The sequence below is a fragment of the Sphingomonas sp. P4_G3 genome (assembly GCF_056401105.1).
In genome coordinates this window covers 1-23,070 of record NZ_JBFUJZ010000013.1, presented here as the reverse complement: position 1 = coordinate 23,070, position 23,070 = coordinate 1, and the positions used below count along the sequence as shown (strand labels likewise).

Genomic DNA, 23,070 nt, shown 5'->3' with positions numbered 1-23,070 from the left:
AAATAGCGCGCGAAATGGCAGCTGATCCCTATACCCTGCTGGGCGTGTCCCGGACCGCGACCGAAGCGGATATCAAGAAAGCCTATCGCAAGCTGGCGAAGGAACTGCATCCAGACCGCAATACCGACAATCCCAAAGCGGCGGAGAAGTTCAGTCAGGTGACGTCGGCCTATGACCTGTTGAGCGACAAGGACAAACGCGCGCGCTTCGACCGCGGTGAGATCGACGGTGACGGCAACCCTGCCGCGCCGTTCGGTTTCGGCGGCGGTGGCGGCGCACCTCAGGGCGGTTTCCGCGCCGATTTCGGCGGCGAGCAGGCGGGCGACTTCAGCGACCTGTTCGAAGGGCTGTTCGGCGGTCGCGGCCGAACCGGTGGCGCCGGCGGCGGCTTTGCCGGCGGATTCGGGCGTCGGCCGCAGCCGAAGGGCGCCAATGTCGCCTATCGCCTGACCGTTCCGTTCACCGACGCCGCGACGCTGGCGCCGCAGCGGATCACGCTCGCCGACGGCAAGACGATCGATCTCAAGCTGCCGGCCGGAGTCGAATCCGGAACCCAGATGCGGCTGAGCGGCAAGGGACAGCCCGGCCCTGGCGGCAATGGCGATGCGATCGTCACGATCGAGATCCAGCCGCACCGGTTCTTCAACCGCGACGGCGATGACATCCGGATAGACCTGCCGATCAGCCTGTCCGAGGCGGTACTCGGTGCGAGCGTCCGTGTGCCGACCGCGGACGGCGCGGTCATGTTGACGGTCCCCAAGGGGTCGAGCTCAGGCAAGACGCTGCGGCTGAAGGGCAAGGGTTTCCACCGGAAAGGTGGCGGGCGCGGCGACCAGCTCGTCACCCTGATGGTCGACCTGCCGGTCGATGACGACGCGCTGGTCGAGTTCGTCCAGGGCTGGAAGGACAATGACAGGAATCCGCGCGGCAACCTCGGCGTCTGACGTCGGTTACGGTCCTGTATGTCGCATCTTTCCCCTCTTTCGCCCGAAGCGCGCGGGCTTCGCGGCTATCGCGAGCGAGAGGGAAAACCGCTACCGGTCCGCGCCTGGATCATCACCAAGCGCGTGTTTGTCGGCATCTTCGCCAATGGCTTCATGTATGCGGGCAACATCGCCTATCTGGCGCTGCTGACGCTTTTTCCCTTCTTCATCCTCGCGGCGGCGATCGGTTCGCTATTCGGACAGAGCGCGGAGGCACTTCGTGCGGTGGACTCGTTCCTGTCGACGCTTCCCGGCAGCGTCGCCGATCTGCTGCGCAAGCCGATCGCCGACGTGCTGGCGGCGCGGACCGGCTCGCTCCTCATCCTGGGCGGGCTGGTCGCCTTGTGGTCGGTCGGCAGTTTCGTCGAGACGATCCGCGACATCTTCCGCAGGGCCTATGGCGTGACCTTTGAAAAACCGTTCTGGCATTACCGGCTGGGATCGATGGCGGTGATCGTCGGGTCGGTCATCCTCGCGCTGCTCGCCTTCCTGATCCAGGGCGTGCTGACCGTGACCCAGCAGTTCATCTATCGGTTGGTCCCCTGGGCCGCCGAGGTCGCCCAATGGGTTGGCTGGTCGCGGATCATCCCCGGTCTCATCATGTACTTCGCGCTCTACATGCTGTTCTTCTCGGTGACGCCGGGCAAATATCGCAAAAAGGGCTGTCCGCGCTGGCCGGGCGCCGCATTCACCACCGTGTGGTGGATCAGCGCGACCGCGTTGCTGCCGGTATTCCTGGCGAAGCTCAGTAATTACGACCTGACTTATGGCAGCCTGGCAGGGGTGATCGTCACCTTGCTCTTCTTCTGGATCGTCGGCCTCGGCATTTCGATCGGCGCGCATTTAAACGCAGCACTAGCCGAAACGCCGTTGGAGGACGTAAGGGGGAGCCCGACAACAGAAACGGAGTTTGAAGCGGCATGACCGGACTGATGCAGGGCAAGCGCGGACTCATCATGGGTCTCGCCAACGACCGCTCGCTGGCCTGGGGTATCGCCAAGAAATTGCGCGAGGCGGGCGCCGAGATGGCGTTCAGCTATCAGGGCGAGGCGCTCGAGCGGCGCGTGCGTCCGCTCGCGGCGGAACTTGGCTCCGACTTCCTGATCGATTGCGACGTCAGCGACATGACGGCGCTCGACCAGACCTTCGCGACGCTCACCGAGCGCTGGCCGACGATCGACTTCGTCGTCCATGCGATCGGCTTTTCGGACAAGAACGAGCTGCGTGGGCGTTATGCCGACACTACGCTCGAAAACTTCCTGATGACGATGAACATCAGCGTCTATTCGTTCACCGCGGTGGCGCAGCGTGCGGCGGCGATGATGCCCAATGGCGGATCGCTGCTGACCCTCAGCTATTACGGCGCCGAGAAGGTCGTGCCGCATTACAATGTGATGGGTCTCGCCAAGTCGGCGCTGGAGACCAGCGTGCAATATCTCGCGGTTGACCTCGGCCGCGACAATATCCGCGTCAATGCGATCTCGGCCGGGCCGATCAAGACGCTGGCGGCGAGCGGGATCGGCGATTTCCGTCTGATCCTGAAGTGGAACGAATTGAACTCGCCGCTCAAGCGCAACGTCACGATCGAGGACGTGGGCGGATCGGCGCTTTATTTCCTCAGCGACTTGTCGTCGGGCGTCACCGGCGAAGTTCACCATGTCGATGCCGGCTATCACGTCATCGGCATGAAGGCCGAAGACGCGCCGGATATCGCATTGGTGTGATGCAATCTCCCTCTCCCTTCCGGGGAGAGGGCCGGGGAGAGGGGCAGTCGGGGACGCTCCTATGCCGTACTCCCCCTCTCCCAACCCTCTCCCCGGAGGGAAGAGGGCTTTTCGGTTGAGCTACAACACCTTCGGTCACGTCTTCCGCTTCTCGACCTGGGGGGAGAGTCATGGCCCCGCGATCGGCGCGGTCGTCGACGGCTGCCCGCCGGGGCTGAGCCTGAGCGAGGATGATATCCAACCGTTCCTCGACCAGCGTCGTCCGGGCCAGTCGCGTTTCACCACGCAGCGTCAGGAGCCGGACCGTGTCCGTATCCTGTCCGGGGTGTTCGAAGGGCGCACCACCGGTACGCCGATCAGCCTGATGATCGAGAATGTCGACCAGCGATCGAAGGATTATTCGGAAGTCGCTTTGGCCTATCGCCCGGGTCATGCCGATTACGCCTATGACGCCAAATATGGTTTCCGCGATTATCGCGGCGGCGGTCGCTCGTCGGCGCGCGAGACCGCCAGCCGGGTCGCGGCGGGCGCGGTGGCGCGGCTGGTGATCCCGGACGTCTCGATCCTCGCCTGGGTCGAAGCGATCGGCGGCGACGCGATCGATTATACGCGGTTCGATCCGGCCGAGATCGGCAATAATCCGTTCTTCTGTCCCGACGCCCAGGCTGCGGCGCGCTGGGAGCAATTGGTCGACGACGCGCGCAAGGCCGGGTCGTCACTCGGGGCGGTGATCGCCTGCGAGGCAACCGGCGTGCCGCCGGGCTGGGGAGCGCCGCTCTACGCCAAGCTCGATGCCGAGCTCGCGCATGCCTGTATGGGGATCAACGCGGTCAAGGGCGTCGAGATCGGCGACGGCTTCGCTGCCGCGACATTGACCGGCGAGGAAAATGCCGATGCGATGCGGCCGGGTAGCAACCAGACCGGCGGGCCGCATTTCCTCTCCAACCATGCCGGCGGGATCGCCGGGGGAATCTCGACCGGGCAGCCCGTCCGCATCCGCGTCGCGTTCAAGCCCACCAGTTCGATCCTGACCCCGGTCGAGACGATCACGCGCGAGGGCGAGCCTACCGACATCCGCACCAAGGGTCGCCACGATCCGTGTGTCGGTATTCGCGGCGTGCCGGTGGTCGAAGCGATGGTGGCGCTGGTTCTGGCCGACCAAAAGCAGTTGCATCGCGCACAAAACGGCTGAGTTTCCGTCAGTTAATCTCGCGATAGGCTCAATCTCCGGTAAGCCGTTCGATTCCGTGGACGTGACGATCCATTGCCATGGAGCCTTTTGGTTACTGAGCCTTTTCCTCTTCGGTCCATTCAGGACAGGAGAGTATCGAATGAAGCTTGTCATGCTTGCGGGCGCCTTGATCATCGGCGTCTCGGGAGTTGCGGTGGCGCAAACCACCCCGGCGACCCCCGCAACGCCGGCTACGCCGGCAACGCCTGGCTCTATGGGCACCCCGGCGGAACCTGCAACGCCCGCCACCCCTGCCACCCCGGCTACGCCAGACGCGGCGGCGCCGAGTTCGACCCCCGATTCCGCCACCACACCGTCGACTACGACGGATTCGACGGCGACGACCGACACGTCAGCGTCGGCGGATACGGGCAAGAAGAAAAAGAAGCACTGATAGCCCCAGCCCACCCCATGCAATCGGCTCGTGCCTGATCAGGCGCGAGCCGTCGGGGCTAATGGGCCTGTCCTCGCGGTCGGTGCTGGCGTGCACTGGCTGCGGGGGCAGGCCCTACCTTTTTCAGCTTTTCTCGTTGCGTGCCTGAAGCAGATCAGTCCGCGAACGGATCGCGCACCAGGATCGTGTCGTTGCGCTCGGGGCTGGTCGACACCAATGCCACCGGGCAGCGGATCAGTTCTTCGATGCGGCGGATATATTTGATCGCCGCGGCAGGCAGTTCCGCCCAGCTTCGCGCGCCGGCGGTCGATTCGGACCAGCCGGGGACCGTCTCGTAGATCGGCTCGACTGCCGCCTGGTCGAGCGGATGCGGCGGCAGATAGTCGTAGGTCTTGTCGCCCAGCCGATAGCCGGTGCAAATCTTGATCTCGTCGAGCCCGTCGAGAATGTCGAGCTTGGTCAGCGCGATGCCGGTAATGCCGCTGACCGCCGCCGATTGCCGCACCAACACGGCGTCGAACCAGCCGCAACGCCGTTTGCGCCCGGTATTGACCCCGAACTCGCGCCCGCGCGTGCCGAGATATTCGCCGATCTCGTTATCCTGCTCGGTCGGGAAGGGGCCCGATCCGACCCGCGTCGTATAGGCTTTGACGATCCCCAGCACGAAGCCGACGCGCGACGGCCCAAGGCCGGATCCCGCCGAGGCGGTGCCGGCGACGGTGTTGGACGAAGTGACGAACGGATAGGTGCCGTGGTCGACGTCGAGCAGCACGCCCTGCGCGCCCTCGAACAGGATGCGCTTGCCGCGCTCGCCCGCCGCGTTGAGCGTGACCCAGACCGGCTTGGCATAAGGCAATACGAAGTCGGCGATCTCCCTGAGCTCGGCCAGCAAGGCCTCGCGGTCGACCGGCGGCTTGCCGAACCCGGCAAGCAAGGCGTCGTGATGCGCGCAGAGCCGATCGATCTGCGGCCCCAATTGGTCGAGATGGGCGAGGTCGCAGATACGGATCGCGCGGCGGCCGACCTTGTCCTCGTACGCCGGGCCGATGCCGCGGCGGGTAGTGCCGATCTTCTGCCCAGAATTGCCGGCGTCGAGCGCGTCCTCGCGCAGGGCGTCGAGATCGCGGTGGAGCGGCAGGATCAGCGGTGCGGTCTCGGCGACGTGGAGCAGTTCGGGTGTGACCTTGACGCCCTGTTCGGCGATCCGGGTGACCTCGTCGCGGAAATGCCAGGGGTCGAACACGACGCCATTGCCGATCACGCTCAACGTGCCCCGCACCACGCCCGAGGGCAGCAACGCGAGCTTATAAGTCTTGCCGTCGATGACGAGCGTGTGGCCGGCATTGTGCCCGCCCTGAAAGCGCACGACGACGTCGGCGCGCTCCGACAGCCAGTCGACGATCTTGCCCTTGCCTTCGTCACCCCATTGGGCGCCGATCACCGCTACGTTGGCCACTTGCTATTCCTTCGCTTCAATTCGTCATGCCGGGCTCGTCCCGGCATCCAACCATCCGCGGGCGATACCGCTTGAGGCACGTTGGACCCCGGAACAAGTCCGGGGTGACATTTGGGTTATCTGACCAGGTCCCGAACCTCGCCATCGGCTAAAACATGCGTGCACAATTGCGCCTCGGGCGTGTCGCCGGCCTCGAGCGCCGCGACGGTCACCCAGCCTTCGCCGCGCAGCCTACCGGCGAGCGCGGGATCGGTCCCGAGCGGTACGAACAGCCTGCGCCGCTCGTCCTGCGCCAGACCCGCGCCGACGATCGCGTCGATATAGAGCGTGAAGCCGATCGCGGTTTCCTCGCTGCCGTCCTCATGCACGATCGTATAGCTGCCGCCGCGCCCGATTTCGCCGCGCGCGCCGTCGGCGAACAGCGAGTAACCGAGCCAGGTCTGATATTCGAAGCCGTGCCGCTCGGTCGGATCGAGCGTTAGCGCGACGCGGCCCTTCACCGCCTCGGCCACTTTCCACAGCCCATCGAGCCGCGACCGCAGCGCACCCCCGACATCGAAGCGGCAGAGACGGTCATGCGCGGTCTCGAATGGTCCGGCTGCCTCGATCATCGGCAGATAATTCGGCGCCAGCGCCGCGACTGCTCCGGCATCCTTGGCATCGAGCCGGTCGGCGAGCTCGTCGAGCGACACACCGTCGAGCGGCAGCGGCCCGGCGGCGAGCGTCGCCAGCAAATCGGGCAGGGTGAAGTCGATCGAGATGCCGGTGACCCCGGCGGCTTCGAGCGCCTCGACCGCGACGGTGACGACTTCCTGCGCGGCGGCGATCGTATCGAGCCCGATCAATTCGCAGCCGGCCTGGCGGCGCTCGCGCTCCGGCGACAGTTCCGACGCGCGCAGCCGCAGCACCGATCCGGCATAGCTCAGCCGCAGCGGGCGCGGATGATGCCCCATCCGCGTCGCCGCGATGCGCCCGACCTGTGCGGTGATGTCCGGCCGGATCGCCAAGGTACGCTGGCTGATCGGGTCGACGAAGCGCACCGCATCCTGCGCGCGCGCCGCTTTCAACCGATGCGCCAGCGCATCCTCGAATTCGGCGAGCGGCGGATCGACGCGTTCATAGCCATAAGCATGCGCCGCATCGAGCACACGCCGCTCCAACCGCGCCGCCGCATCCGCGTCGGGCGGCAGCCGATCGTGAAAGCCGGAAGGGAGCAGCGCGTGAGTCACGTCCGCCCCCTTAGCGTGCCCTGCTCAGAACGACAGCCCCATCACCGTCTTCACGCCCGCCAATTGGCGCACGCGGGCGATGAGGTCGGCGTCGACCGCCTCGTCGACCGATAGCAACAGGATCGCTTCGCCGCCGGCGGAGCGGCGGCCGAGGTGGAAGGTGCCGATATTGACGCCTGATTCGCCCAGCAACGTGCCGAGTCGGCCGATGAAGCCCGGCGCGTCCTCATTGACGACGTAGAGCATGTGTCCCGCCAGATCCGCCTCGACCTTGATGCCGAACAATTCGACCAGGCGCGGCGCCTGATCGCCGAACAAGGTGCCGGCGACCGAGCGCTCGCCTGCCTCGGTCTTGACCGAGACGCGCAGCAGCGTGTGGTAATCGGCCTCGCGCTCGGTGCGGACCTCGCGCACCTCGATCCCGCGCTCCTTGGCGAGCAACGGCGCGTTGACCATGTTCACCGTGTCGGTCTGGGTGCGCAGGAATCCGGCCAGCACGGCAGAGACGATCGGCTTCTGGTTGAGCTCGGCGGCGGCGCCCTCGCTATGGATCGAGATGCGGCCGATCGCGCCGTGCGTCAGCTGTCCGACCAGCGAACCGAGCTTTTCGGCCAGCGCCATATACGGCTTGAGCCGCGGTGCTTCCTCGGCCGACAGCGACGGCATATTGAGCGCGTTGGTGACGCCGCCCGAGACCAGATAATCGGCCATCTGCTCGGCGACCTGGATCGCGACATTGACCTGCGCTTCGGTCGTGGACGCGCCAAGATGCGGGGTGGAAACGAAATTGGGCGTGCCGAACAACGGGCTGGCCTTGGCCGGTTCCTCGACGAACACGTCGAGCGCGGCGCCGGCGATGTGGCCCGAATCGAGCCCTTCCTTGAGCGCCGCTTCATCGATCAACCCGCCGCGCGCGCAATTGATGATCCGCACGCCCTTCTTGGTGCGGAGCAGATTGTCGCGGCTCAGGATGTTGCGCGTCTGGTCGGTCAGCGGCGTGTGCAAGGTGATGAAATCGGCGCGCGCGAGCAGGTCGTCGAGATCGACCTTTTCGACACCCAGTTCGACCGCGCGCTCGGGGCTGAGGAACGGATCGAACGCGATCACCTTCATGCGCAGGCCATGCGCACGATCGGCGACGATCGATCCGATATTGCCCGCGCCGATCAGGCCGAGCGTTTTCGAGGTCAGCTCGACCCCCATGAAGCGGTTCTTCTCCCACTTGCCGGCCTGGGTCGACAGATCGGCCTCGGGCAATTGGCGGGCGAGCGCGAACATCAAGGCGATGGCATGTTCGGCGGTGGTGATCGAATTGCCGAACGGGGTGTTCATCACCACCACGCCCTTGGCGCTGGCGGACGGGATGTCGACATTGTCGACGCCGATCCCGGCGCGGCCGACGACCTTGAGGTTGGTCGCCGCCTCGAGGATCTCCTTGGTCACCTTGGTCGAGCTGCGGATGGCGAGGCCATCATAGTCGCCGATGATCGCCTTCAATTCCTCGGGCGTCTTGCCGGTGATCTCGTCCACTTCGACCCCGCGTTCGCGGAAGATCTGGGCGGCTTTGGGGTCCATTTTGTCGCTGATCAGTACTTTGGGCATGGTAAGTCTCCGTCGCCCCGGCGCAGGCCGGGGCCGTTGGATTGGGAATGAAACATAGCGGCCCCGGCCTTCGCCGGGGCGACGAGTCAGGCCGTCTTCGCGGTCGCGTAGGCCCAGTCGAGCCACGGTCCGAGCGCCTCAATATCGGCGGCGTCGACAGTCGCGCCGCACCAGATACGCAAGCCGGGAGGCGCATCGCGATAGCCGGCGACGTCGAACGCGGCGCCTTCCTTTTCGAGCGCGGCGGCCATCGCCTTGATCAGCGCCTCATCGGCACCCTCGACCGTCAGGCAGACGCTGGTCTTCGACCGCGCGGCCTCGTCGACGGCGAGATGGCCGAGCCAGTCGCGTTCCGCCACGATCTTGTCGAGCGCGGCGGCATTGGCGTCCGACCGCGCGATCAGGCCTTGAGCACCGCCGACCGATTTCGCCCATTCGAGCGCGAAGATCGCATCCTCGACCGCGAGCATCGACGGCGTGTTGATCGTTTCGCCCTTGAACACGCCTTCGGTCAGCGCGCCCTTGGAGACGAGGCGGAACACTTTCGGCAGCGGCCAGGCGGGGGTGTATTCGGTCAGTCGTTCGACGGCGCGCGGGCCGAGGATCAGGACACCGTGACCGCCTTCGCCGCCCAGCACCTTTTGCCAGCTGAAGGTCGCGACATCGATCTTGTCCCACGGCAGGTCATAGGCGAACACCGCGCTGGTCGCGTCGGCGAAGCTCAGCCCTTCGCGGTCGGCCGGGATCCAGTCGCCATTGGGCACGCGCACGCCGCTGGTGGTGCCGTTCCAGGTGAACAGCACGTCGTTCGACCAGTCGATCTGCTTCAAGTCCGGAAGCTGGCCGTAATCGGCGCGCACCACGGTCGGCTCGATCTTGAGCTGCTTGACCGCGTCGGTCACCCAGCCTTCGCCGAAGCTTTCCCAGGCGAGCGCGGTGACCTCACGCGCGCCGAGCATGGTCCACATCGCCATCTCGAATGCGCCGGTGTCGGAGCCCGGGACGATGCCGATACGGTGCGTGTCGGGGAGCTGGAGCAGTTCGCGCATCAGGTCGATGGCATATTGCAGCCGTGCCTTGCCGAGCTTCGAGCGGTGCGACCGGCCGAGCACCTCGACCGCGAGCTTCGACGCGTCCCAGCCTGGCGGCTTGGCGCAGGGACCGGAGGAAAAATGGGGGCGAGCCGGCTTGGTGGCGGGCTTCGCAATGGACGCAATGGTGGCGTCGGCAACGGTAGTTTCAGTCATGTAGTCTCTCCTCGCAGAGAGCGCGCGCGGCGTTGGGACCGCGTGGCCCGTCGGCCGCCCTAAAGATATTGTGCGCTGCGTCAAGGAGCTTGCGGTGGACGGCAAAGCGAACATGCGGCAGTCTGCGACAGAGCAGGGGGAGTGGGCGAATGTATGAATTTCGCGATCCGAACGGGCGTGGACGCGTAGCGATCATCGCCGTTCTGGTTTGGTTGGCGGCGGATTTTGCCTTTACGATCAGCAGCGGACTGATGATTGCCACGCTGAACTCGCTGGGATCGGGAACAGGGCCCGCGCCCGAAACCGCCGACGCCGTCGCGGGTATCACCAGCATCGCCATGCTGGTGGCGATGCTAATCTCGATCGTCTTCGTTTCCCGCTGGATCATGCGCGTCAACGCAAATGCGCATTCGCTGTCCGATTCGATGACCATCACGCCCGGATGGAATGTCGGCTGGTTCTTCGTCCCGGTGGCGACCCTGTGGAAGCCGTTCCAGGGGCTGCGCGAAGCATGGCAAGCGAGCGTCAGTCCTCATGATCCAGGGTCGGTCCCGGTACCGGCATTGATGCGCTGGTGGTGGGGATTGTGGCTGGCGACCAGCATCATCGGCAACATTTCCTTCCGGCTCTCGCTCAACGCCAATGACGTCGGGACGCTGATTGCAGCGAGTTGGTTGGACGTGGCATCGTTCTTCGTCGACGTACCGCTGACCGTCGCATTGATCATGATGATCCGCCGCTTCAACGAGCTCCAGAAGCACGGGCCGGGCTACGCCGAAACCTTCGCCTGACTGACAGCACGCGCCGTCGCAGGATTAGCGATTCGTTAACCATGTTCGCGCACATCGATGCGCGTGAAGCGCCTCGTTCCCTTGCTCGGCTTTGTCCTGTCGGGTTGCCTGTTTGGCGGAGGGGGCGATGACCGTTTGCCGCCGCCGCCACACCGTCCGGCCGGTTCGCCGCCGATCACGCTCAACTTGCCGACCAGCCGCGAAACGCAGCAATGTTATGCCGATCTGTCGCGCGAGGAAGTGCGCTATTCGCCGCTGCCCGACCGCGATTATGGCGGCGGGTGCACCGTCATCGGCACGGTGCAGCTGATCGATATCGGCGTTCCGGTCACCGGGTTGAAGGCAATGCGCTGCGGCCTCGCCGAGGAATTCATCGGCTGGACGCGCAACGCGGTCGCGCCCGCAGCCTTTCAGATACTGGGCAGCCGGCTGGTCAAGATCGAGACGTTCGGCACCTATGCCTGCCGCAATACGATCGGTGTTCCGACGACGCGGCTGTCGGGGCATGCGCTGGCCAATGCGGTCGACGTATCCGCTTTTATCCTGGAGGACGGTCGTCGGGTATCGGTTGAGAATGACTGGCGCTCGGACGATCCGGAAATACGCCGTTTCTTTGAGGTCATCCACACGTCCGCCTGCAAGCGGTTCGGGACGGTACTCAGCCCGGATTACAATTCCGCGCACCACGACCATCTGCACCTAGAAGACGACCACAAGAGCTTCTGCCGCTGATTTCCCTCTCCCGCGCGCGGGAGAGGGCTAGAAGCGCCGCCGCGGAAGAACATCCCCTTCAATCCGTCACAACTTTGCTCTAACGCGCTGGGATGACTGATACCCGAGTACCGTCGCGCGTCTTTCCGCGCGCGAAACAGGAAGCCGACCGCGCCAAGGGCGGCGTTTCTACCCCGCAGACCCAGGATCCGGCCTATCGGCTTGCTTTCCAGGACATGGACTTCCTGCTCCGCGAGGATCTGCGTCCGGTCCGCTTCCAGCTCGAGCTGCTCAAGCCGGAATTGGTGATCGACGAAGCAGGGATTGCTTCGACCTTTGTGATGTATGGATCGGCGCGCATCCCCGCGCCCGACAAGGCGCAGGCCTTGCTTGAGGCGGCGACCGACGACGCGTCGCGCAAGATCGCCGAACGCCTGGTCGCCAAGTCGAAATATTACGAGGTCGCGCGCGAGCTCGGACGACTGGCGTCGAGTTTCCCGGTCGATACCGACGGGCAGCGTCACTTCGTCGTCTGCTCGGGCGGCGGTCCATCGATCATGGAAGCGGCCAATCGCGGCGCGTGCGATGTCGGCGCCGAATCGATCGGGCTCAACATCGTGCTCCCGCACGAACAGGCGCCGAACCCGTACGTAACGCCGCGGCTCAGCCTGCAATTCCACTATTTCGCGCTGCGCAAGATGCACTTCCTGCTTCACGCGCGCGCGCTCGCGGCGTTTCCGGGCGGCTTTGGCACGTTCGACGAATTGTTCGAGCTGTTGACCTTGATCCAGACCGGCAAGATCCAGCCGATCCCGGTGCTGCTCTATGGCAAGGAATTCTGGCAGCGCGTGGTCAATTTCGAAGCTTTGGTCGAGGAAGGCGTGGTCAGCGCCAAGGACCTCGACATCTTCACCTATTGCGAGACGGCGGAAGAGGGCTGGGAGTGCGTCCAGCGCTTCTACCAGAACCGTTCGCTGGATGCCGGTCTCGCCGAAGCGGAGCAGCACGCCGCGGAAGAGATCGCCGCGCAGGCCGACACGTCGCGGTAATCTCTAAAATCCTCCCGCTATCGGGGAGGGCAATCGCATATGGAGCGGGAGGGTATAATCAACGGCCCGAACCGTCATGCCGGCCTCGTGCCGGCATCCACCAAGCCTGTTGGCGCGAAGCTTGAGCATTGAGCCCTCACCCTGCCTCCCGGTGGACCCCGGCACAAGGCCGGGGTGACGTAGGGAAAATGGCTTAAAGTCCCTCAGGCGCGGTATTTGCTGGCCAGTCGCGGCAATGGGACGAAGAGCGCACCGCTCCCCTCCTGACCAAACATCCCATAGGCGATTGCCCTGCCGGAAATGGGGAGGAATTAATCTTGAGGCTTACCTCTTGGCAGCTGGCGCGGCGGTGTTGCCCGCGGCAGGCGCCGCTGCATTGCCATCGGCCGGAGCCGCGGCATTGCCCGTAGCCGGCGCCGCGCTGTTACCCTCGGCTGCCTTGGCATCCTTGCCCGCCGGGGCAGCGGCCGGTGCAGCCGGCAGCGGCAGGTTCGAGCCCTGCTGGTTGAGGTACAGGATCACGTCGGCACGATCCTTGGGGTTCGACAGGCCGGCGAAGGTCATCTTGGTACCCGGCGCAAACTTACGCGGGCTGGTCAGCCAGGCGTTGAGCGAATCGAAATCCCACTTGCCGCCCTTGGCCTTCAGCGCATCGGAGAAAGCGAAGCCGCCCTTGCCCTGGGCTACCGCTTCGCCGACCGTGGCGTAGAGATTCGGACCGATGCCGTTGGCGCCGCCCTGGTTGACCGTGTGGCACGCCGCGCACTTCTTGAAGACCTCGGCGCCCTTGGCGGCATCGGCGGTCGGGAGCAGAGACGCGATCGGCACTTCGGCCGCGGCGCCGCTGTCGCCGCCTTCGTCCACGGCCTCGACCGGATAGCCTTCCTTCTTGGGTTCGCCGCTGTGGAACATCATCCCGCCAACGATCGTGGCGCCAAGCGCGACAAAGCACCCTGCGAGGGTCCAGCCAGCGATCGTGTTGGTCTTGTCGGACATGATTTTTCGCGTACGCCCCTGAATTGAGTAGCAGCCCTTTAGTAAGCGTATTCGCAGGGGGCAAGGTGGCTGTTGTTTGGCGACCTGCGGTCGCGAGCGGCACCAGCCCACTCCCCCACCCGACCACCCATAGCATATCCTGATTGGGCGGTCGGGTGGGGGAGTGGGCTGGTGCCGTACACGCGCGTGGGCGCGTCAAACAAAGCTCGGGTTGCTACAGATGATGCCCGCCTCTAATCGCCGCCGCCATGGAGAACTTCGCCGCCCCCGCCCAGCCCATCGTTGCCGCGATGACCGAAGCCGCTGCCCGCGAGCCCGAGCGCGCGGTGGCGTTCCAGGGCGCGCCGGGCGCCAACAGCCATGTCGCGGTCGAAGAGACGTTTCCCGACGGACTGCCGCTACCCTGCTTCAGCTTCGACGACGCGATCGATGCGGTGAAGGAAGGGCGCGCCGATTGCGCAGTCATTCCGATCGAAAATTCGCTCCATGGCCGCGTCGCCGACATCCATTTCCTGCTGCCCGAATCGGGGCTGGTGATCACCGGCGAGCATTTCCTGCCGATCCGCTACGCCTTGATGGGCGTCGGCCCGCTCGACGGCGTCAAGGAAGCGATGAGCCATCCCCAGGCGCTGGGCCAATGCCGCCATTGGCTGAAGGCGCACGGCATCACCCCGATCGCCTATCCCGACACCGCCGGTGCCGCCGCCTTGGTCGCCGAAATCAACGATCCCAAGGTCGCCGCGCTCGCGCCACCGCCCGCGGCCAAGATCTACGGGTTGGAGACGCTGGCGAGCGACATCGCCGATGCCGAGCATAATACCACGCGCTTCGTGACCCTGGCGCGGGGCAGCCGTCCGCTGACGGGTGAGGGGCCGTTCATGACGACGATCATCTTCGAGGTGAAGAACGTCCCCGCCGCGCTCTACAAGGCGATGGGCGGGTTCGCGACTAACGGCGTCAACATGACCAAGCTCGAAAGCTATCAGCGCGGCGGCAGCTTTGCCGCGACCGACTTCTTCGCCGATGTCGAGGGCCGGCCGGGGGATGAGAATCTGGATCGCGCGTTGGAAGAACTGGGCTTCCACTCAAAATGGATGCGGGTGCTGGGCAGCTATCCGCAGGCGCGGAAACGGGGATGACCCCGCGCGTCCTGATCATCGCCGGATCCGATTCGGGCGGCGGCGCCGGGATCCAGGCCGATATCAAGACGGTGACGATGCTCGGCGGCCACGCCATGACCGCGGTCACCGCGATCACCGCGCAGAATACGCTCGGTGTCCAGGCGGTGTTGCCGGTGCCGACCGACATGGTGATCGCGCAGATCAACTCGGTGGTCACCGACATCGGCGTCGACGCGGTGAAGATCGGGATGATCGGCTCGGCTGCGACCGCGCATGCGGTAGCGGATGTGCTCGAGCATTTGTCGGTGCCGATCGTGTTCGATCCGGTGATGGTCGCGACCAGTGGGTCGGTCCTGGCGGACGACGAGACGATCGCTGCCTTCGAGCGATTGATGCGTGTTTCCGAGGTAACGACGCCCAATCTTCCGGAGCTGAAAGCGCTGTCCGGCATGCCCGTCGACGACAGCGAGGCGGTCTATGCGGCGGCGCAGACGATCGCCGTTCGGCACCGTTGCGCAGTGCTGGCCAAGGGCGGGCACGGTCGTGGTCGAGAGATCGTCGATCGCCTTGTCTATGTCGACCCGATGGACGGGCGGCCGACGGAATGGCGCAGCGAGCGCATCGACAGCAACGCTACTCATGGCACCGGGTGCACCTTGGCATCGGCGATCGCGACGATGCTGGCGGCGGGGCATTCGCTTGAAACCGCGATCGAACGCGCCCGCCAATTCGTCAGGCTCGCGATCAAGGGAGCGCCGCAACTCGGTGATGGTCACGGCCCGATGGGCCATCAAGCGGTTCGGCTCGATGTTTCGATCGGCCCGGGTGCTTGCCTCAATCAGGTGACGATTGCGGCAACCGACTATGCCGAGACCTGCTCATTCTACGAGCGATTGGGGTTGCGGCAGATCGTCGGCACTGACGATGCGCATTATGCCCGTTTCGAAGCGCCGGGCGGGATGACCTTGTCGATCGAAACCGGCGCGCAGCCGACCGTATTTCTCGAAGTCGACGATCTCGACGGAACTGTCGAATGGCTGCAAAAAGACGGCATCGTGTTCGACCGGTTGCCAACTGATCAGCCCTGGCTTTGGCGTGAAGCGCGCCTGACCGATCCGTCGGGTAATGCCCTATGCCTGTACCAAGCCGGCGAGAACCGGCGCTATCCGCCTTGGCGGCTTAGCTGATGCCCGGCCTCAAACACGAAAAGCTCTGCCTCGCCCCGGTTGCGGGGGTCGATGAAGCCGGGCGCGGTCCGCTCGCCGGGCCGGTGGTGGCTGCGGCAGTGATCCTGCCGGCCAAGGGTATCCCGCGCGGGCTCGACGATTCGAAAAAGCTGAGCGCCACCGAGCGTGCGCGCCTGCACGGGCGGCTGATGGACTGCGCGATGGTCGGCATCGGCATTTGCGAGGCCGAAGAGATCGACACGCTCAATATCTATTGGGCGACGATGAAGGCGATGACGCTCGCGGTGGAAGCATTGGGCTGCCCGCCCGGACACGTACTGGTCGACGGCAATCGCCTGCCGCGCTGGACATATCAGGCGAGCGCGATTGTCGGTGGCGACGGGATCAGCATGTCAATCGCCGCCGCGTCGATCGTCGCCAAGCACACCCGCGACACGATCATGATCGCCCATGCCGAATCATATCCGCATTACGGCTGGCATTCGAACAAGGGCTATGGCGCGCCCGAACATCTGCGCGCGTTGCGCGAGCACGGGCCGTGTCCGCTGCATCGCCGGAGCTTCGCACCGGTCGCCCAAGCGGTTCTGCCGTTTTAAGAGTCTTTTGTGCCACACCCCATAAATTGGGGCTGTGGATAACTTCGGACTCAATATCCGGTAAGGGTCGTAAAATGTTCCGCTCGCTTAACCATTTGCTAACCCAAGTCGTTAACTAAACTTCGCTTGACCGGAGTCCGCGCGCTCGGTTTTCGTGCGCGTGTCATTGCGGGGAGTGGTTGCCGATGGGGGTCATCGAGAAGGTCAGTGCGCGTATCGCGCCGTCGGTGCTCGTGCCGGGCGAACTCCCGCTCGACCGCATCGTCATGGGCGATTGCATCGAGACGATGCGCGCGCTGCCGGCCAAGTCGGTCGACCTGATCTTCGCCGATCCGCCCTACAACCTTCAGCTCGGCGGTGACCTGTCGCGTCCCGACGGCAGCCATGTCGATGCGGTGACCGACGACTGGGACAAGTTCGACAGCCTGGCGATCTATGACCGCTTCACTCGCGAATGGCTGGGCGAGGCGAAACGCATCCTCAAGGATAACGGCACGATCTGGGTGATCGGCAGCTATCACAACATCTTCAAGGTCGGGTCGGCGATCCAGGATCTGGGCTATTGGATCCTTAACGACATCGTCTGGCGCAAGGCCAATCCGATGCCCAATTTCAAGGGCACGCGCTTCACCAACGCGCATGAGACGCTGATCTGGGCATCGACCGGCGAGGGCGCGAAATACACGTTCAACTATCGCAGCATGAAGACGCTCAACGACGAGCTTCAGATGCGCTCGGACTGGGAATTCCCGATCTGCGGCGGTCCGGAGCGGCTCAAGAAGAACGGCGTCAAGGTTCACCCGACCCAGAAGCCCGAGGCGTTGCTCTACCGCATCCTGCTCGCCTGCTCGAAGCCAGGCGATGTCGTGCTCGATCCGTTCTTCGGCACCGGCACCACTGGAGCGGTCGCCAAGCGGCTCGGCCGGCACTGGATCGGGATCGAGCGCGAGCCGGTCTATATCGAGGCGGCGGAGGAACGCATCGCCGCCGCCTTGCCGCTCGACGAATCGGCGCTGACGACGATGCAAAGCCCCAAGGCGGCGCCGCGCGTCGCCTTCGGTGCGCTGATCGAGAACGGCATGCTGGCGCCGGGCACAATGCTGACCGACACCAAGCGGCGCTGGAAAGCGACCGTCGGCGCCGACGGTTCGCTCAAGAGCGATTGCGGTCAGGCCGGGTCGATCCACAAGCTCGGCGCGACCTTGCAGAACGCGCCGGCCTGCAACGGCTGGACTTTCTGGCATTATGAGGCGGTGGACGGGTTGAAGCCGATCGACGCGCTGCGCCAGAATTACCTGCTCGCGACGCAGCCTTAAGGCCCAATTCCGGAAATGCGTCACCCGGGCTTGTCCCGGGGTCCACTGTGCAGCAAACCCGGGACGCGGGGTTCTCGCCGCACGGTGGATGCCGGGACGAGCCCGGCATGACGAAAGAGAGCTGATGCCCGCGCCACTCCACCTCCGCCCCGTCCAGTTCGTAGACACCCCGATCGGCCGCGACGGCGAGGTCGCGCGGCTGGCCGGCGGGATGCAGTGGTTCGCCGCCTATGAAGTGATCGAGGGCGATACCAAGCGGACCGTGCCGATCGCCGAATTCGGCCGCACTTTGTGCGTCAGCGACGAACGCGCCGCCGAACTCCACGCGACGATGACCCGGCCCCGCCCACCGCTGACGCTTGGCGAGCGCATCCTGCGTTTCGATCAGCCGGCGGTCGCCGGCATCCTCAACGTCACGCCCGACAGCTTTTCCGATGGCGGCGAGCAGGACGATCCGGTCGCCGCCGGCGTGGCAATGGCCGCGGCCGGCGCGGCGCTGATCGATGTCGGCGGCGAATCGACCCGACCCGGCGCCGAGCTCGTCTGGGAAGAGGATGAGAAGAAGCGCGTCGAGCCGGTCGTGCGCGGGCTGGTGCGCGCGGGGACGCTGGTTTCGGTCGACACCCGCAAGGCGACGGTGATGGAGGCCGCGCTCGCCGCCGGCGCGAGCATCGTCAACGACGTCGCGGCGCTGTTATGGGACGATCGCGCGCTGGACGTGGTGGCAAAGGCGGGCTGCCCCGTCATCCTCATGCACTCGCCCGATCCCGCCAAGGGGCCGCATGGCGGCAACGGCTACGGCGATGTGCTGATCGAAGTGTACGATTGGCTCGACACGCGGATCGCAGCGGTCGTCGCGGGCGGGGTCGACCGCGCCAAGATCATCGTCGATCCCGGCATCGGCTTCGGCAAGTCGCTCCAGGACAATCTCTCGCTGCTCAACGGACTCGCCATGTTCCACGGCCTCGGCTGCCCGATCATGCTCGGCGCCAGCCGCAAACGGATGATCGGCGCGTTGTCGAACGAAGCACCCGCCGACGAACGCCTAGGCGGCTCGATCACGCTCGCGCTCAAAGGGGCGGAAGCCGGCGTTCAATTGCTCCGCGTCCATGACGTGCCGGAGACGGTGCAGGCGCTGAAAGTCTGGCGCGGCCTGCGCGATCAGGCGCTGGTCGGCGGCTGACCGGATATTGCCGTTGCGACGCGCGTTGCAGACGGCAAGCTAGCGGTCGCGAAAAGGAACGGACGCCATGGACATCAAGCGCAGCGGGTCGCAGCCATCGGGCAAGGGTCCGACGGACTGGTTCACCGGCACGGTCAGGATCGACCCGCTGATCACGGCGCCAGATCCCGCGCGCATCGCCAGTGCCAGCGTCACGTTCGAGCCCGGCGCGCGCACCGCCTGGCACACCCATCCCCTCGGCCAGACACTGATTGTCACTTCCGGCCTTGGTTGGGTCCAGCGCGACGGCGGTCCGGTGGAGGAAATCCGTCCCGGTGACGTGGTTCGAGCCCGGCGAGAAGCATTGGCACGGCGCGACGCCGACCAATGCGATGACGCATATCGCGATCCAGGAGCGGCTCGACGGCAAGGCGGTCGACTGGCTGGAGAAGGTCACCGACGAGCAATACCGCCGCGATTGAATCGCACTCGATTGGTCGCTGGCCACTCACGGCGCCCGCTGCTAGCCTTTGCCGGTCGAAAAGGACCCGCGAGTGGCATATCGGTAAGCCCGCTCCCTTGCATCTCACCCCGGGATGCACGCTCCGTTTCCGCCATTCATGGCGGAACCCCCGGCAGGACGCGCGACAGCGCGGGGCCTGCGCGTGGGGACAGTCCGCCGCCGGCCTGTGAGCGAAGGAGCAAGCAAGATGCCGATCATCGTCAGCGACCCGGGAGTCGTTACCCAGATCAATGTCTTCACGGTCAAGCCGGGCGGACAGGATGCCATGATCGCACAACTCGAACGTGGCGTAGCCATCGCGCGCCAAGAGCCGGGCTGGTTGTCTGCCAGCCTGCACCGCAGCCTCGATGGGACTCGGGTGGTCAATTATGCGCAAAGCACCGATCTCGCCGCAGCGGAATCGATCATCGCCCGGTTGCGCGATGCCGGCATGATCGCGCGTAACGCTGGGCTCGGCACCGCGCATCCTGGCCTCTATGAAGTGGTGCGCGTGTTCGAACTCTAGGTTTCGCGCATATCACGACCGGGCCGCTTGACTTCGAGCGTCACAACGCCACGTGATGCGGACGATAACGGGGGCCCGGTCGCATGCGTCACCAGTTTGTCCGTCGCTTCGTCGCGCTGACAGCGGCGCTTTCCGTCAGCCTGTCGCTGGCGAGTTCGGCAATTGGACAGGCGACCGGTTCCTATGTCGCACCCCAGCACACCACCGGCTGGCCGGGCCTTGGTACCGGCGACGATCAGGGGGCGGCGGAAGCGTCGCTCGAGCTTGGTCCTGAACTCGAGCGCGACCGGTCACCGATCTGGATGTTGGCCGACCAGCGCCGGCTCGACAAGGCGCTCGCCGCGCTCCAGCCGCAGAAGAAAGGCGTGGTCGATGCCTATGTGGTGGTGGTCGGGCTCGACAGCGATCCGATCTTCGGGCGCGAAGCGCGCGAGGCGGGCAGGGTGCTGTCGCGCCGCTACAATGCGGTCGGACACACGATCGTGCTTGCCGGCACCGACGGGTCCGGCCCGAGCGACTTGCCCAACGGCACGCCCCGGGCGTTCGCGCTGACGCTAGCGCGGATCGCCGAACTGATGGACCGCAAAGAGGACGTGCTGGTCCTCTACACCGCCGGGCACGGCGCGCCGGTCGGGCTGGCCTATCATGACGGTGACGAGGGATTCGGCATCATTTCGCCCGCGCGGATGGCGCGAATGTTCGAAGAGCTTGGGATCAGGAACCGCCTGTTGATCCTGTCGGCCTGTTATTCGGGCGTGTTCGTGCCGGCGATGGCCAGCGAGACGACGGCGCTGTTAACCGCAGCCTCGGCTGACCGCACCTCGTTCGGGTGTTCGGCCGACCGCGACTGGACCTTTTTCGGCGATGCGATGATCAACCATGCGCTGCGCCAGCCGGTGCCGCTCGCCAAGGCCGGCGAGGACGCGCGCGCGCTGATAGCGCAATGGGAGAAACAGGGCCACGTCACCCCGTCGCAGCCGCAAATCTCGATCGGCAGCGGTGTCGGCAAATGGCTGGCCCCGCTCGAAGCCCGCATGCCCAAGACCGCGACGGCAATGGTCGGCCGCCCGGCAATCTCGATTCTCAACGATCTGGAACAGTGACGTTCGGATCGCGCATCTCTGCTTGTACTTCGGCCACCAGTTCCTTGCGACTGAGCTTGCCGACCAATGTCTTGGGCAAGGCGAGCCGCACGACCACCTGATCGACGCGTTCGTGATGGCCGAGTTGAGGATTGAGCCACGCCTTGATCTCGTCGCCGGCCGCCGTGGCGCCGTCGTTGAGCGTCACGTAAGCGCGTGGCTGCTCGCCGCGATAGGTGTCGGGGACGCCGATCACGAGCGCCTCCTTCACCGCGGGATGGCGATAGAGCACGGCTTCGATCTGGCTCGGAAAGACCTTGAACCCGCTGACCGCGATCATGTCCTTCAACCGGTCGACGACATGGATGAAGCCGTCCGCGTCGATCGTGCCGACATCGCCGGTGCGCAGCCAGGCTCCCCCTTCGTCGGGAACGAACACCCCGGCATCGGCGTCGGGCCGGTTCCAATAGCCCTTCATGATCTGCGGCCCGCGCACCAGGATTTCGCCGGGTTGTCCGTCGGGGGCGGGACGCGATGCATCCTCCTTATCGGCCAGCCGCACCTCGGTCGCCGGGATCGGCTGGCCGATCGTGCCCAATTTGCCTTCGGCCTCATAGGGGTTGCACGATACGACGCCCGAACTCTCCGACAGGCCATAGCCCTCGATCACGCGCGCGCCCGTCGCGGCTTCGAACTTCGCCTTGACCTCGGCCGGGAGCGGGGCGCCGCCCGAGATGCAATATTTGAGGCTGGAGAGATCGGCCGACGCCAGCTTGGGATGGTCGAGCAGTGCCTGGTACATGGTCGGCACGCCGGGCAGCGCGGTCGCCTTGGTCCGCTCGATCGCCGCCAGCACCTGCGCGCCGTCGAAGCGCGGCAGCAGCACGATCATGCCGCCATTGGCGACGGTGCGGTTCATCACACAGGTATTGGCGAAGACGTGGAACAGCGGCAGCACGCCGATGATCCGGTCCTCCTCGCCGGGATGCGGATCCAGCCCCTCGACCTGGCGGGCATTGGCCGACAGATTCTGGTGCGTCAGCATCGCACCCTTGGGCGTGCCGGTCGTGCCACCGGTATATTGGATCAGCGCGAGCTGGGTGGCGGGGTCGATCGCCGGGAAATCGTTGACACCGTCATTGGCGATCAGCGCGGAAAAGGCGGTGATGCGGGCGTCGTCGGGCCGCTTCGTCACTTCCTTGCCGCGGAACAGGCGATAGAAAAGCGACTTGGTTGCGGGCAGGGCGCCCGCCACCGAACCCACCACCAGCCGTTCGAGTCCGCTCTGGTCGAGCACCTTGAGCGCGGTCGGCAGCAGCGCGCTCGCCGAGAGCGTGAAGAGCAGCCTGGTCCCCGAATCCTCGACCTGATGCGCCAGTTCGTCAGCCGTGTAGAGCGGCGAGAAATTGACGACGGTCGCACCCAGCTTGAGCACGCCGTAATAAGCGGCGAGGTAATGCGGAACGTTTGGCAGGAACAAGCCGATCCGGTCGCCCGGCCCATAGCCCATCCGCGCCAGTCCGGTGGCGACGCGCGCCGCGCCACCCACCACTTCGGCATAGGAATAACGGCGACCGAGGAAGTCGAGCAACGGCCGCTCGGGATAGGTTCGCGCAGTGGCCTCGAACATGTCGACCAGCGACAGAGGCGGAAAATCAGTCGCCCACGGCGTGGGGTGACGATAGGCGCTGCCGCGCCATAGGCTCTCCGCGTCTTGTCTCATTGACATTGATGTAAGCGCGCCGCCGGTGCTGCGGCAAGCGGACTTAGCGACTGACCGCGTTTCCGCTGGTCCAGGTCAGCAGGAACTTGACCGCGACCACGCCCAGATCGACTGCCGCCTGGATACGGTGCGGTGTCGGATCGCCGTCACGATGCGTCAGGATCTCGATATCGGCGGTCGGATGGCGCACAACCGCGACCAGCACGAGCAATGCCCCTAACGCGACCATCGCCTTACGCCTACGCATACCCCGCGCCTCCAGCCGCTTCCTATAAAGGGCTGGCGAGCAAGCGACAAGCCAAAGCGGCGGCAATCCGTCGCGATTTCGCAGCCGAAACGGTGTTGGAGTCTGTTTCAGCTTTGCTGAAACRGKTGCGGTGCCGGCCCGCTCCCCCACCCGACCTCCCAATCAGGGTATTCTATGGGAGGTCGGGTGGGGGAG

The 23,070-nt window shown here is 65.3% G+C and carries 23 protein-coding genes; 15 read left to right on the top strand and 8 right to left on the bottom strand.

Annotated elements, in window-relative coordinates:
- Positions 1-14 precede the first annotated feature (14 nt).
- From AC1DQQ_RS20735 to aroC, 4 genes are all read left to right on the top strand, one after another.
- On the top strand, positions 15-944 hold the full coding sequence (locus AC1DQQ_RS20735; protein WP_478042932.1) for a DnaJ C-terminal domain-containing protein: 930 nt from the start codon (positions 15-17) through the stop codon (positions 942-944).
- Between the two features lie 18 nt (positions 945-962).
- Positions 963-1,907 (top strand): YihY/virulence factor BrkB family protein, encoded by a 945-nt coding sequence (locus tag AC1DQQ_RS20730; protein ID WP_478029843.1) that lies wholly within the window; start codon positions 963-965, stop codon positions 1,905-1,907.
- On the top strand, positions 1,904-2,707 hold the full coding sequence (fabI, locus tag AC1DQQ_RS20725; protein ID WP_478029844.1) for an enoyl-ACP reductase FabI: 804 nt from the start codon (positions 1,904-1,906) through the stop codon (positions 2,705-2,707). The genes AC1DQQ_RS20730 and fabI overlap by 4 nt, the downstream gene beginning before the upstream one ends.
- Before the next feature lie 115 nt (positions 2,708-2,822).
- Positions 2,823-3,899, top strand: a complete 1,077-nt coding sequence (gene aroC / locus AC1DQQ_RS20720; protein WP_478046635.1) for a chorismate synthase — start codon at positions 2,823-2,825, stop codon at positions 3,897-3,899.
- Positions 3,900-4,486: 587 nt separating this feature from the next.
- Here the strand turns inward: aroC and AC1DQQ_RS20715 are convergent.
- The 4 genes from AC1DQQ_RS20715 to AC1DQQ_RS20700 all read right to left on the bottom strand — a co-directional run bounded on the left by AC1DQQ_RS20715 (position 4,487) and on the right by AC1DQQ_RS20700 (position 9,866).
- The gene (locus AC1DQQ_RS20715; RefSeq protein WP_066825003.1) at positions 4,487-5,788 is read right to left on the bottom strand and encodes an adenylosuccinate synthase; all 1,302 of its coding nucleotides are present in this window, start codon (positions 5,786-5,788) and stop codon (positions 4,487-4,489) included.
- A gap of 116 nt (positions 5,789-5,904) precedes the next feature.
- A complete protein-coding gene (locus AC1DQQ_RS20710; RefSeq protein WP_478042934.1) occupies positions 5,905-7,017 on the bottom strand; it encodes an ATP phosphoribosyltransferase regulatory subunit in 1,113 nt (370 codons plus the stop codon).
- 24 nt (positions 7,018-7,041) lie between these two features.
- On the bottom strand, positions 7,042-8,619 hold the full coding sequence (serA, locus tag AC1DQQ_RS20705; protein WP_478046634.1) for a phosphoglycerate dehydrogenase: 1,578 nt from the start codon (positions 8,617-8,619) through the stop codon (positions 7,042-7,044).
- Positions 8,620-8,705: 86 nt separating this feature from the next.
- The gene (locus AC1DQQ_RS20700) at positions 8,706-9,866 is read right to left on the bottom strand and encodes a phosphoserine transaminase (RefSeq protein WP_478046633.1); all 1,161 of its coding nucleotides are present in this window, start codon (positions 9,864-9,866) and stop codon (positions 8,706-8,708) included.
- A 149-nt stretch (positions 9,867-10,015) separates the two neighbouring features.
- Between AC1DQQ_RS20700 and AC1DQQ_RS20695 the strand changes: the two genes are divergently transcribed.
- The 3 genes from AC1DQQ_RS20695 (at position 10,016) to AC1DQQ_RS20685 (ending at position 12,417) form a co-directional block, all read left to right on the top strand.
- A complete protein-coding gene (locus AC1DQQ_RS20695) occupies positions 10,016-10,657 on the top strand; it encodes a DUF4328 domain-containing protein (RefSeq protein WP_478029850.1) in 642 nt (213 codons plus the stop codon).
- A gap of 57 nt (positions 10,658-10,714) precedes the next feature.
- The gene (locus tag AC1DQQ_RS20690) at positions 10,715-11,389 is read left to right on the top strand and encodes an extensin-like domain-containing protein (protein ID WP_478046632.1); all 675 of its coding nucleotides are present in this window, start codon (positions 10,715-10,717) and stop codon (positions 11,387-11,389) included.
- 92 nt (positions 11,390-11,481) lie between these two features.
- Positions 11,482-12,417, top strand: a complete 936-nt coding sequence (locus AC1DQQ_RS20685; protein WP_478046631.1) for an LOG family protein — start codon at positions 11,482-11,484, stop codon at positions 12,415-12,417.
- A gap of 324 nt (positions 12,418-12,741) precedes the next feature.
- Here AC1DQQ_RS20685 and AC1DQQ_RS20680 read toward each other — a convergent pair whose 3' ends face one another.
- Positions 12,742-13,413 carry a c-type cytochrome gene (locus AC1DQQ_RS20680; protein WP_478046630.1) on the bottom strand — a complete coding sequence of 224 codons (672 nt, stop codon included), beginning with the start codon at positions 13,411-13,413 and terminating at the stop codon, positions 12,742-12,744.
- A 248-nt stretch (positions 13,414-13,661) separates the two neighbouring features.
- Between AC1DQQ_RS20680 and AC1DQQ_RS20675 the strand changes: the two genes are divergently transcribed.
- The 5 genes from AC1DQQ_RS20675 to folP all read left to right on the top strand — a co-directional run bounded on the left by AC1DQQ_RS20675 (position 13,662) and on the right by folP (position 18,816).
- The gene (locus AC1DQQ_RS20675) at positions 13,662-14,552 is read left to right on the top strand and encodes a prephenate dehydratase (protein WP_478029854.1); all 891 of its coding nucleotides are present in this window, start codon (positions 13,662-13,664) and stop codon (positions 14,550-14,552) included.
- Positions 14,549-15,721 carry a bifunctional hydroxymethylpyrimidine kinase/phosphomethylpyrimidine kinase gene (gene thiD, locus AC1DQQ_RS20670; protein ID WP_478046629.1) on the top strand — a complete coding sequence of 391 codons (1,173 nt, stop codon included), beginning with the start codon at positions 14,549-14,551 and terminating at the stop codon, positions 15,719-15,721. The genes AC1DQQ_RS20675 and thiD overlap by 4 nt, the downstream gene beginning before the upstream one ends.
- Positions 15,721-16,317 (top strand): ribonuclease HII, encoded by a 597-nt coding sequence (locus AC1DQQ_RS20665; RefSeq protein ID WP_478029856.1) that lies wholly within the window; start codon positions 15,721-15,723, stop codon positions 16,315-16,317. The genes thiD and AC1DQQ_RS20665 overlap by 1 nt, the downstream gene beginning before the upstream one ends.
- Positions 16,318-16,502: 185 nt before the next feature.
- On the top strand, positions 16,503-17,633 hold the full coding sequence (locus AC1DQQ_RS20660) for a DNA methyltransferase (protein ID WP_478029857.1): 1,131 nt from the start codon (positions 16,503-16,505) through the stop codon (positions 17,631-17,633).
- A 124-nt stretch (positions 17,634-17,757) separates the two neighbouring features.
- Positions 17,758-18,816: a dihydropteroate synthase gene (folP, locus tag AC1DQQ_RS20655; RefSeq protein WP_478046628.1), complete on the top strand. Its 1,059-nt coding sequence runs from the start codon at positions 17,758-17,760 to the stop codon at positions 18,814-18,816.
- A gap of 39 nt (positions 18,817-18,855) precedes the next feature.
- On the opposite strand, the gene AC1DQQ_RS20650 is transcribed toward folP, so the two are convergent.
- Positions 18,856-19,074: a hypothetical protein gene (locus tag AC1DQQ_RS20650; RefSeq protein ID WP_478046627.1), complete on the bottom strand. Its 219-nt coding sequence runs from the start codon at positions 19,072-19,074 to the stop codon at positions 18,856-18,858.
- Positions 19,075-19,130: 56 nt separating this feature from the next.
- On the opposite strand from AC1DQQ_RS20650, the gene AC1DQQ_RS20645 reads away from it, so the two are divergent.
- The 3 genes from AC1DQQ_RS20645 to AC1DQQ_RS20635 all read left to right on the top strand — a co-directional run bounded on the left by AC1DQQ_RS20645 (position 19,131) and on the right by AC1DQQ_RS20635 (position 20,926).
- Positions 19,131-19,277 carry a cupin domain-containing protein gene (locus AC1DQQ_RS20645; protein WP_478046626.1) on the top strand — a complete coding sequence of 49 codons (147 nt, stop codon included), beginning with the start codon at positions 19,131-19,133 and terminating at the stop codon, positions 19,275-19,277.
- A gap of 228 nt (positions 19,278-19,505) precedes the next feature.
- A complete protein-coding gene (locus AC1DQQ_RS20640; RefSeq protein ID WP_478046625.1) occupies positions 19,506-19,823 on the top strand; it encodes an antibiotic biosynthesis monooxygenase family protein in 318 nt (105 codons plus the stop codon).
- 83 nt (positions 19,824-19,906) lie between these two features.
- Positions 19,907-20,926: a C13 family peptidase gene (locus tag AC1DQQ_RS20635; protein WP_478046624.1), complete on the top strand. Its 1,020-nt coding sequence runs from the start codon at positions 19,907-19,909 to the stop codon at positions 20,924-20,926.
- Here AC1DQQ_RS20635 and AC1DQQ_RS20630 read toward each other — a convergent pair.
- A complete protein-coding gene (locus AC1DQQ_RS20630; RefSeq protein WP_478046623.1) occupies positions 20,907-22,628 on the bottom strand; it encodes a long-chain-fatty-acid--CoA ligase in 1,722 nt (573 codons plus the stop codon). The two genes, AC1DQQ_RS20635 and AC1DQQ_RS20630, sit on opposite strands and share 20 nt — an antisense overlap.
- A gap of 43 nt (positions 22,629-22,671) precedes the next feature.
- On the bottom strand, positions 22,672-22,875 hold the full coding sequence (locus AC1DQQ_RS20625) for a hypothetical protein (protein WP_478046622.1): 204 nt from the start codon (positions 22,873-22,875) through the stop codon (positions 22,672-22,674).
- Between the last annotated feature and the right edge of the window lie 195 nt (positions 22,876-23,070).

Excerpts from the sequence above, each read along its gene's own strand:
- AC1DQQ_RS20685 (WP_478046631.1), top strand. The coding sequence starts at position 11,482 with ATGACTGATACCCGAGTACCGTCGCGCGTCTTTCCGCGCGCGAAACAG.
- folP (WP_478046628.1), top strand. The coding sequence starts at position 17,758 with ATGCCCGCGCCACTCCACCTCCGCCCCGTCCAGTTCGTAGACACCCCG.
- AC1DQQ_RS20695 (WP_478029850.1), top strand. The coding sequence starts at position 10,016 with ATGTATGAATTTCGCGATCCGAACGGGCGTGGACGCGTAGCGATCATC.
- fabI (WP_478029844.1), top strand. The coding sequence starts at position 1,904 with ATGACCGGACTGATGCAGGGCAAGCGCGGACTCATCATGGGTCTCGCC.
- AC1DQQ_RS20730 (WP_478029843.1), top strand. The coding sequence starts at position 963 with ATGTCGCATCTTTCCCCTCTTTCGCCCGAAGCGCGCGGGCTTCGCGGC.
- AC1DQQ_RS20640 (WP_478046625.1), top strand. The coding sequence starts at position 19,506 with ATGCCGATCATCGTCAGCGACCCGGGAGTCGTTACCCAGATCAATGTC.
- AC1DQQ_RS20635 (WP_478046624.1), top strand. The coding sequence starts at position 19,907 with ATGCGTCACCAGTTTGTCCGTCGCTTCGTCGCGCTGACAGCGGCGCTT.
- AC1DQQ_RS20675 (WP_478029854.1), top strand. The coding sequence starts at position 13,662 with ATGGAGAACTTCGCCGCCCCCGCCCAGCCCATCGTTGCCGCGATGACC.
- AC1DQQ_RS20735 (WP_478042932.1), top strand. The coding sequence starts at position 15 with ATGGCAGCTGATCCCTATACCCTGCTGGGCGTGTCCCGGACCGCGACC.
- AC1DQQ_RS20665 (WP_478029856.1), top strand. The coding sequence starts at position 15,721 with ATGCCCGGCCTCAAACACGAAAAGCTCTGCCTCGCCCCGGTTGCGGGG.
- AC1DQQ_RS20680 (WP_478046630.1), bottom strand. The coding sequence starts at position 13,413 with ATGTCCGACAAGACCAACACGATCGCTGGCTGGACCCTCGCAGGGTGC.
- AC1DQQ_RS20630 (WP_478046623.1), bottom strand. The coding sequence starts at position 22,628 with ATGAGACAAGACGCGGAGAGCCTATGGCGCGGCAGCGCCTATCGTCAC.
- AC1DQQ_RS20690 (WP_478046632.1), top strand. The coding sequence starts at position 10,715 with ATGCGCGTGAAGCGCCTCGTTCCCTTGCTCGGCTTTGTCCTGTCGGGT.
- AC1DQQ_RS20660 (WP_478029857.1), top strand. The coding sequence starts at position 16,503 with ATGGGGGTCATCGAGAAGGTCAGTGCGCGTATCGCGCCGTCGGTGCTC.
- thiD (WP_478046629.1), top strand. The coding sequence starts at position 14,549 with ATGACCCCGCGCGTCCTGATCATCGCCGGATCCGATTCGGGCGGCGGC.
- AC1DQQ_RS20625 (WP_478046622.1), bottom strand. The coding sequence starts at position 22,875 with ATGCGTAGGCGTAAGGCGATGGTCGCGTTAGGGGCATTGCTCGTGCTG.
- serA (WP_478046634.1), bottom strand. The coding sequence starts at position 8,619 with ATGCCCAAAGTACTGATCAGCGACAAAATGGACCCCAAAGCCGCCCAG.
- AC1DQQ_RS20700 (WP_478046633.1), bottom strand. The coding sequence starts at position 9,866 with ATGACTGAAACTACCGTTGCCGACGCCACCATTGCGTCCATTGCGAAG.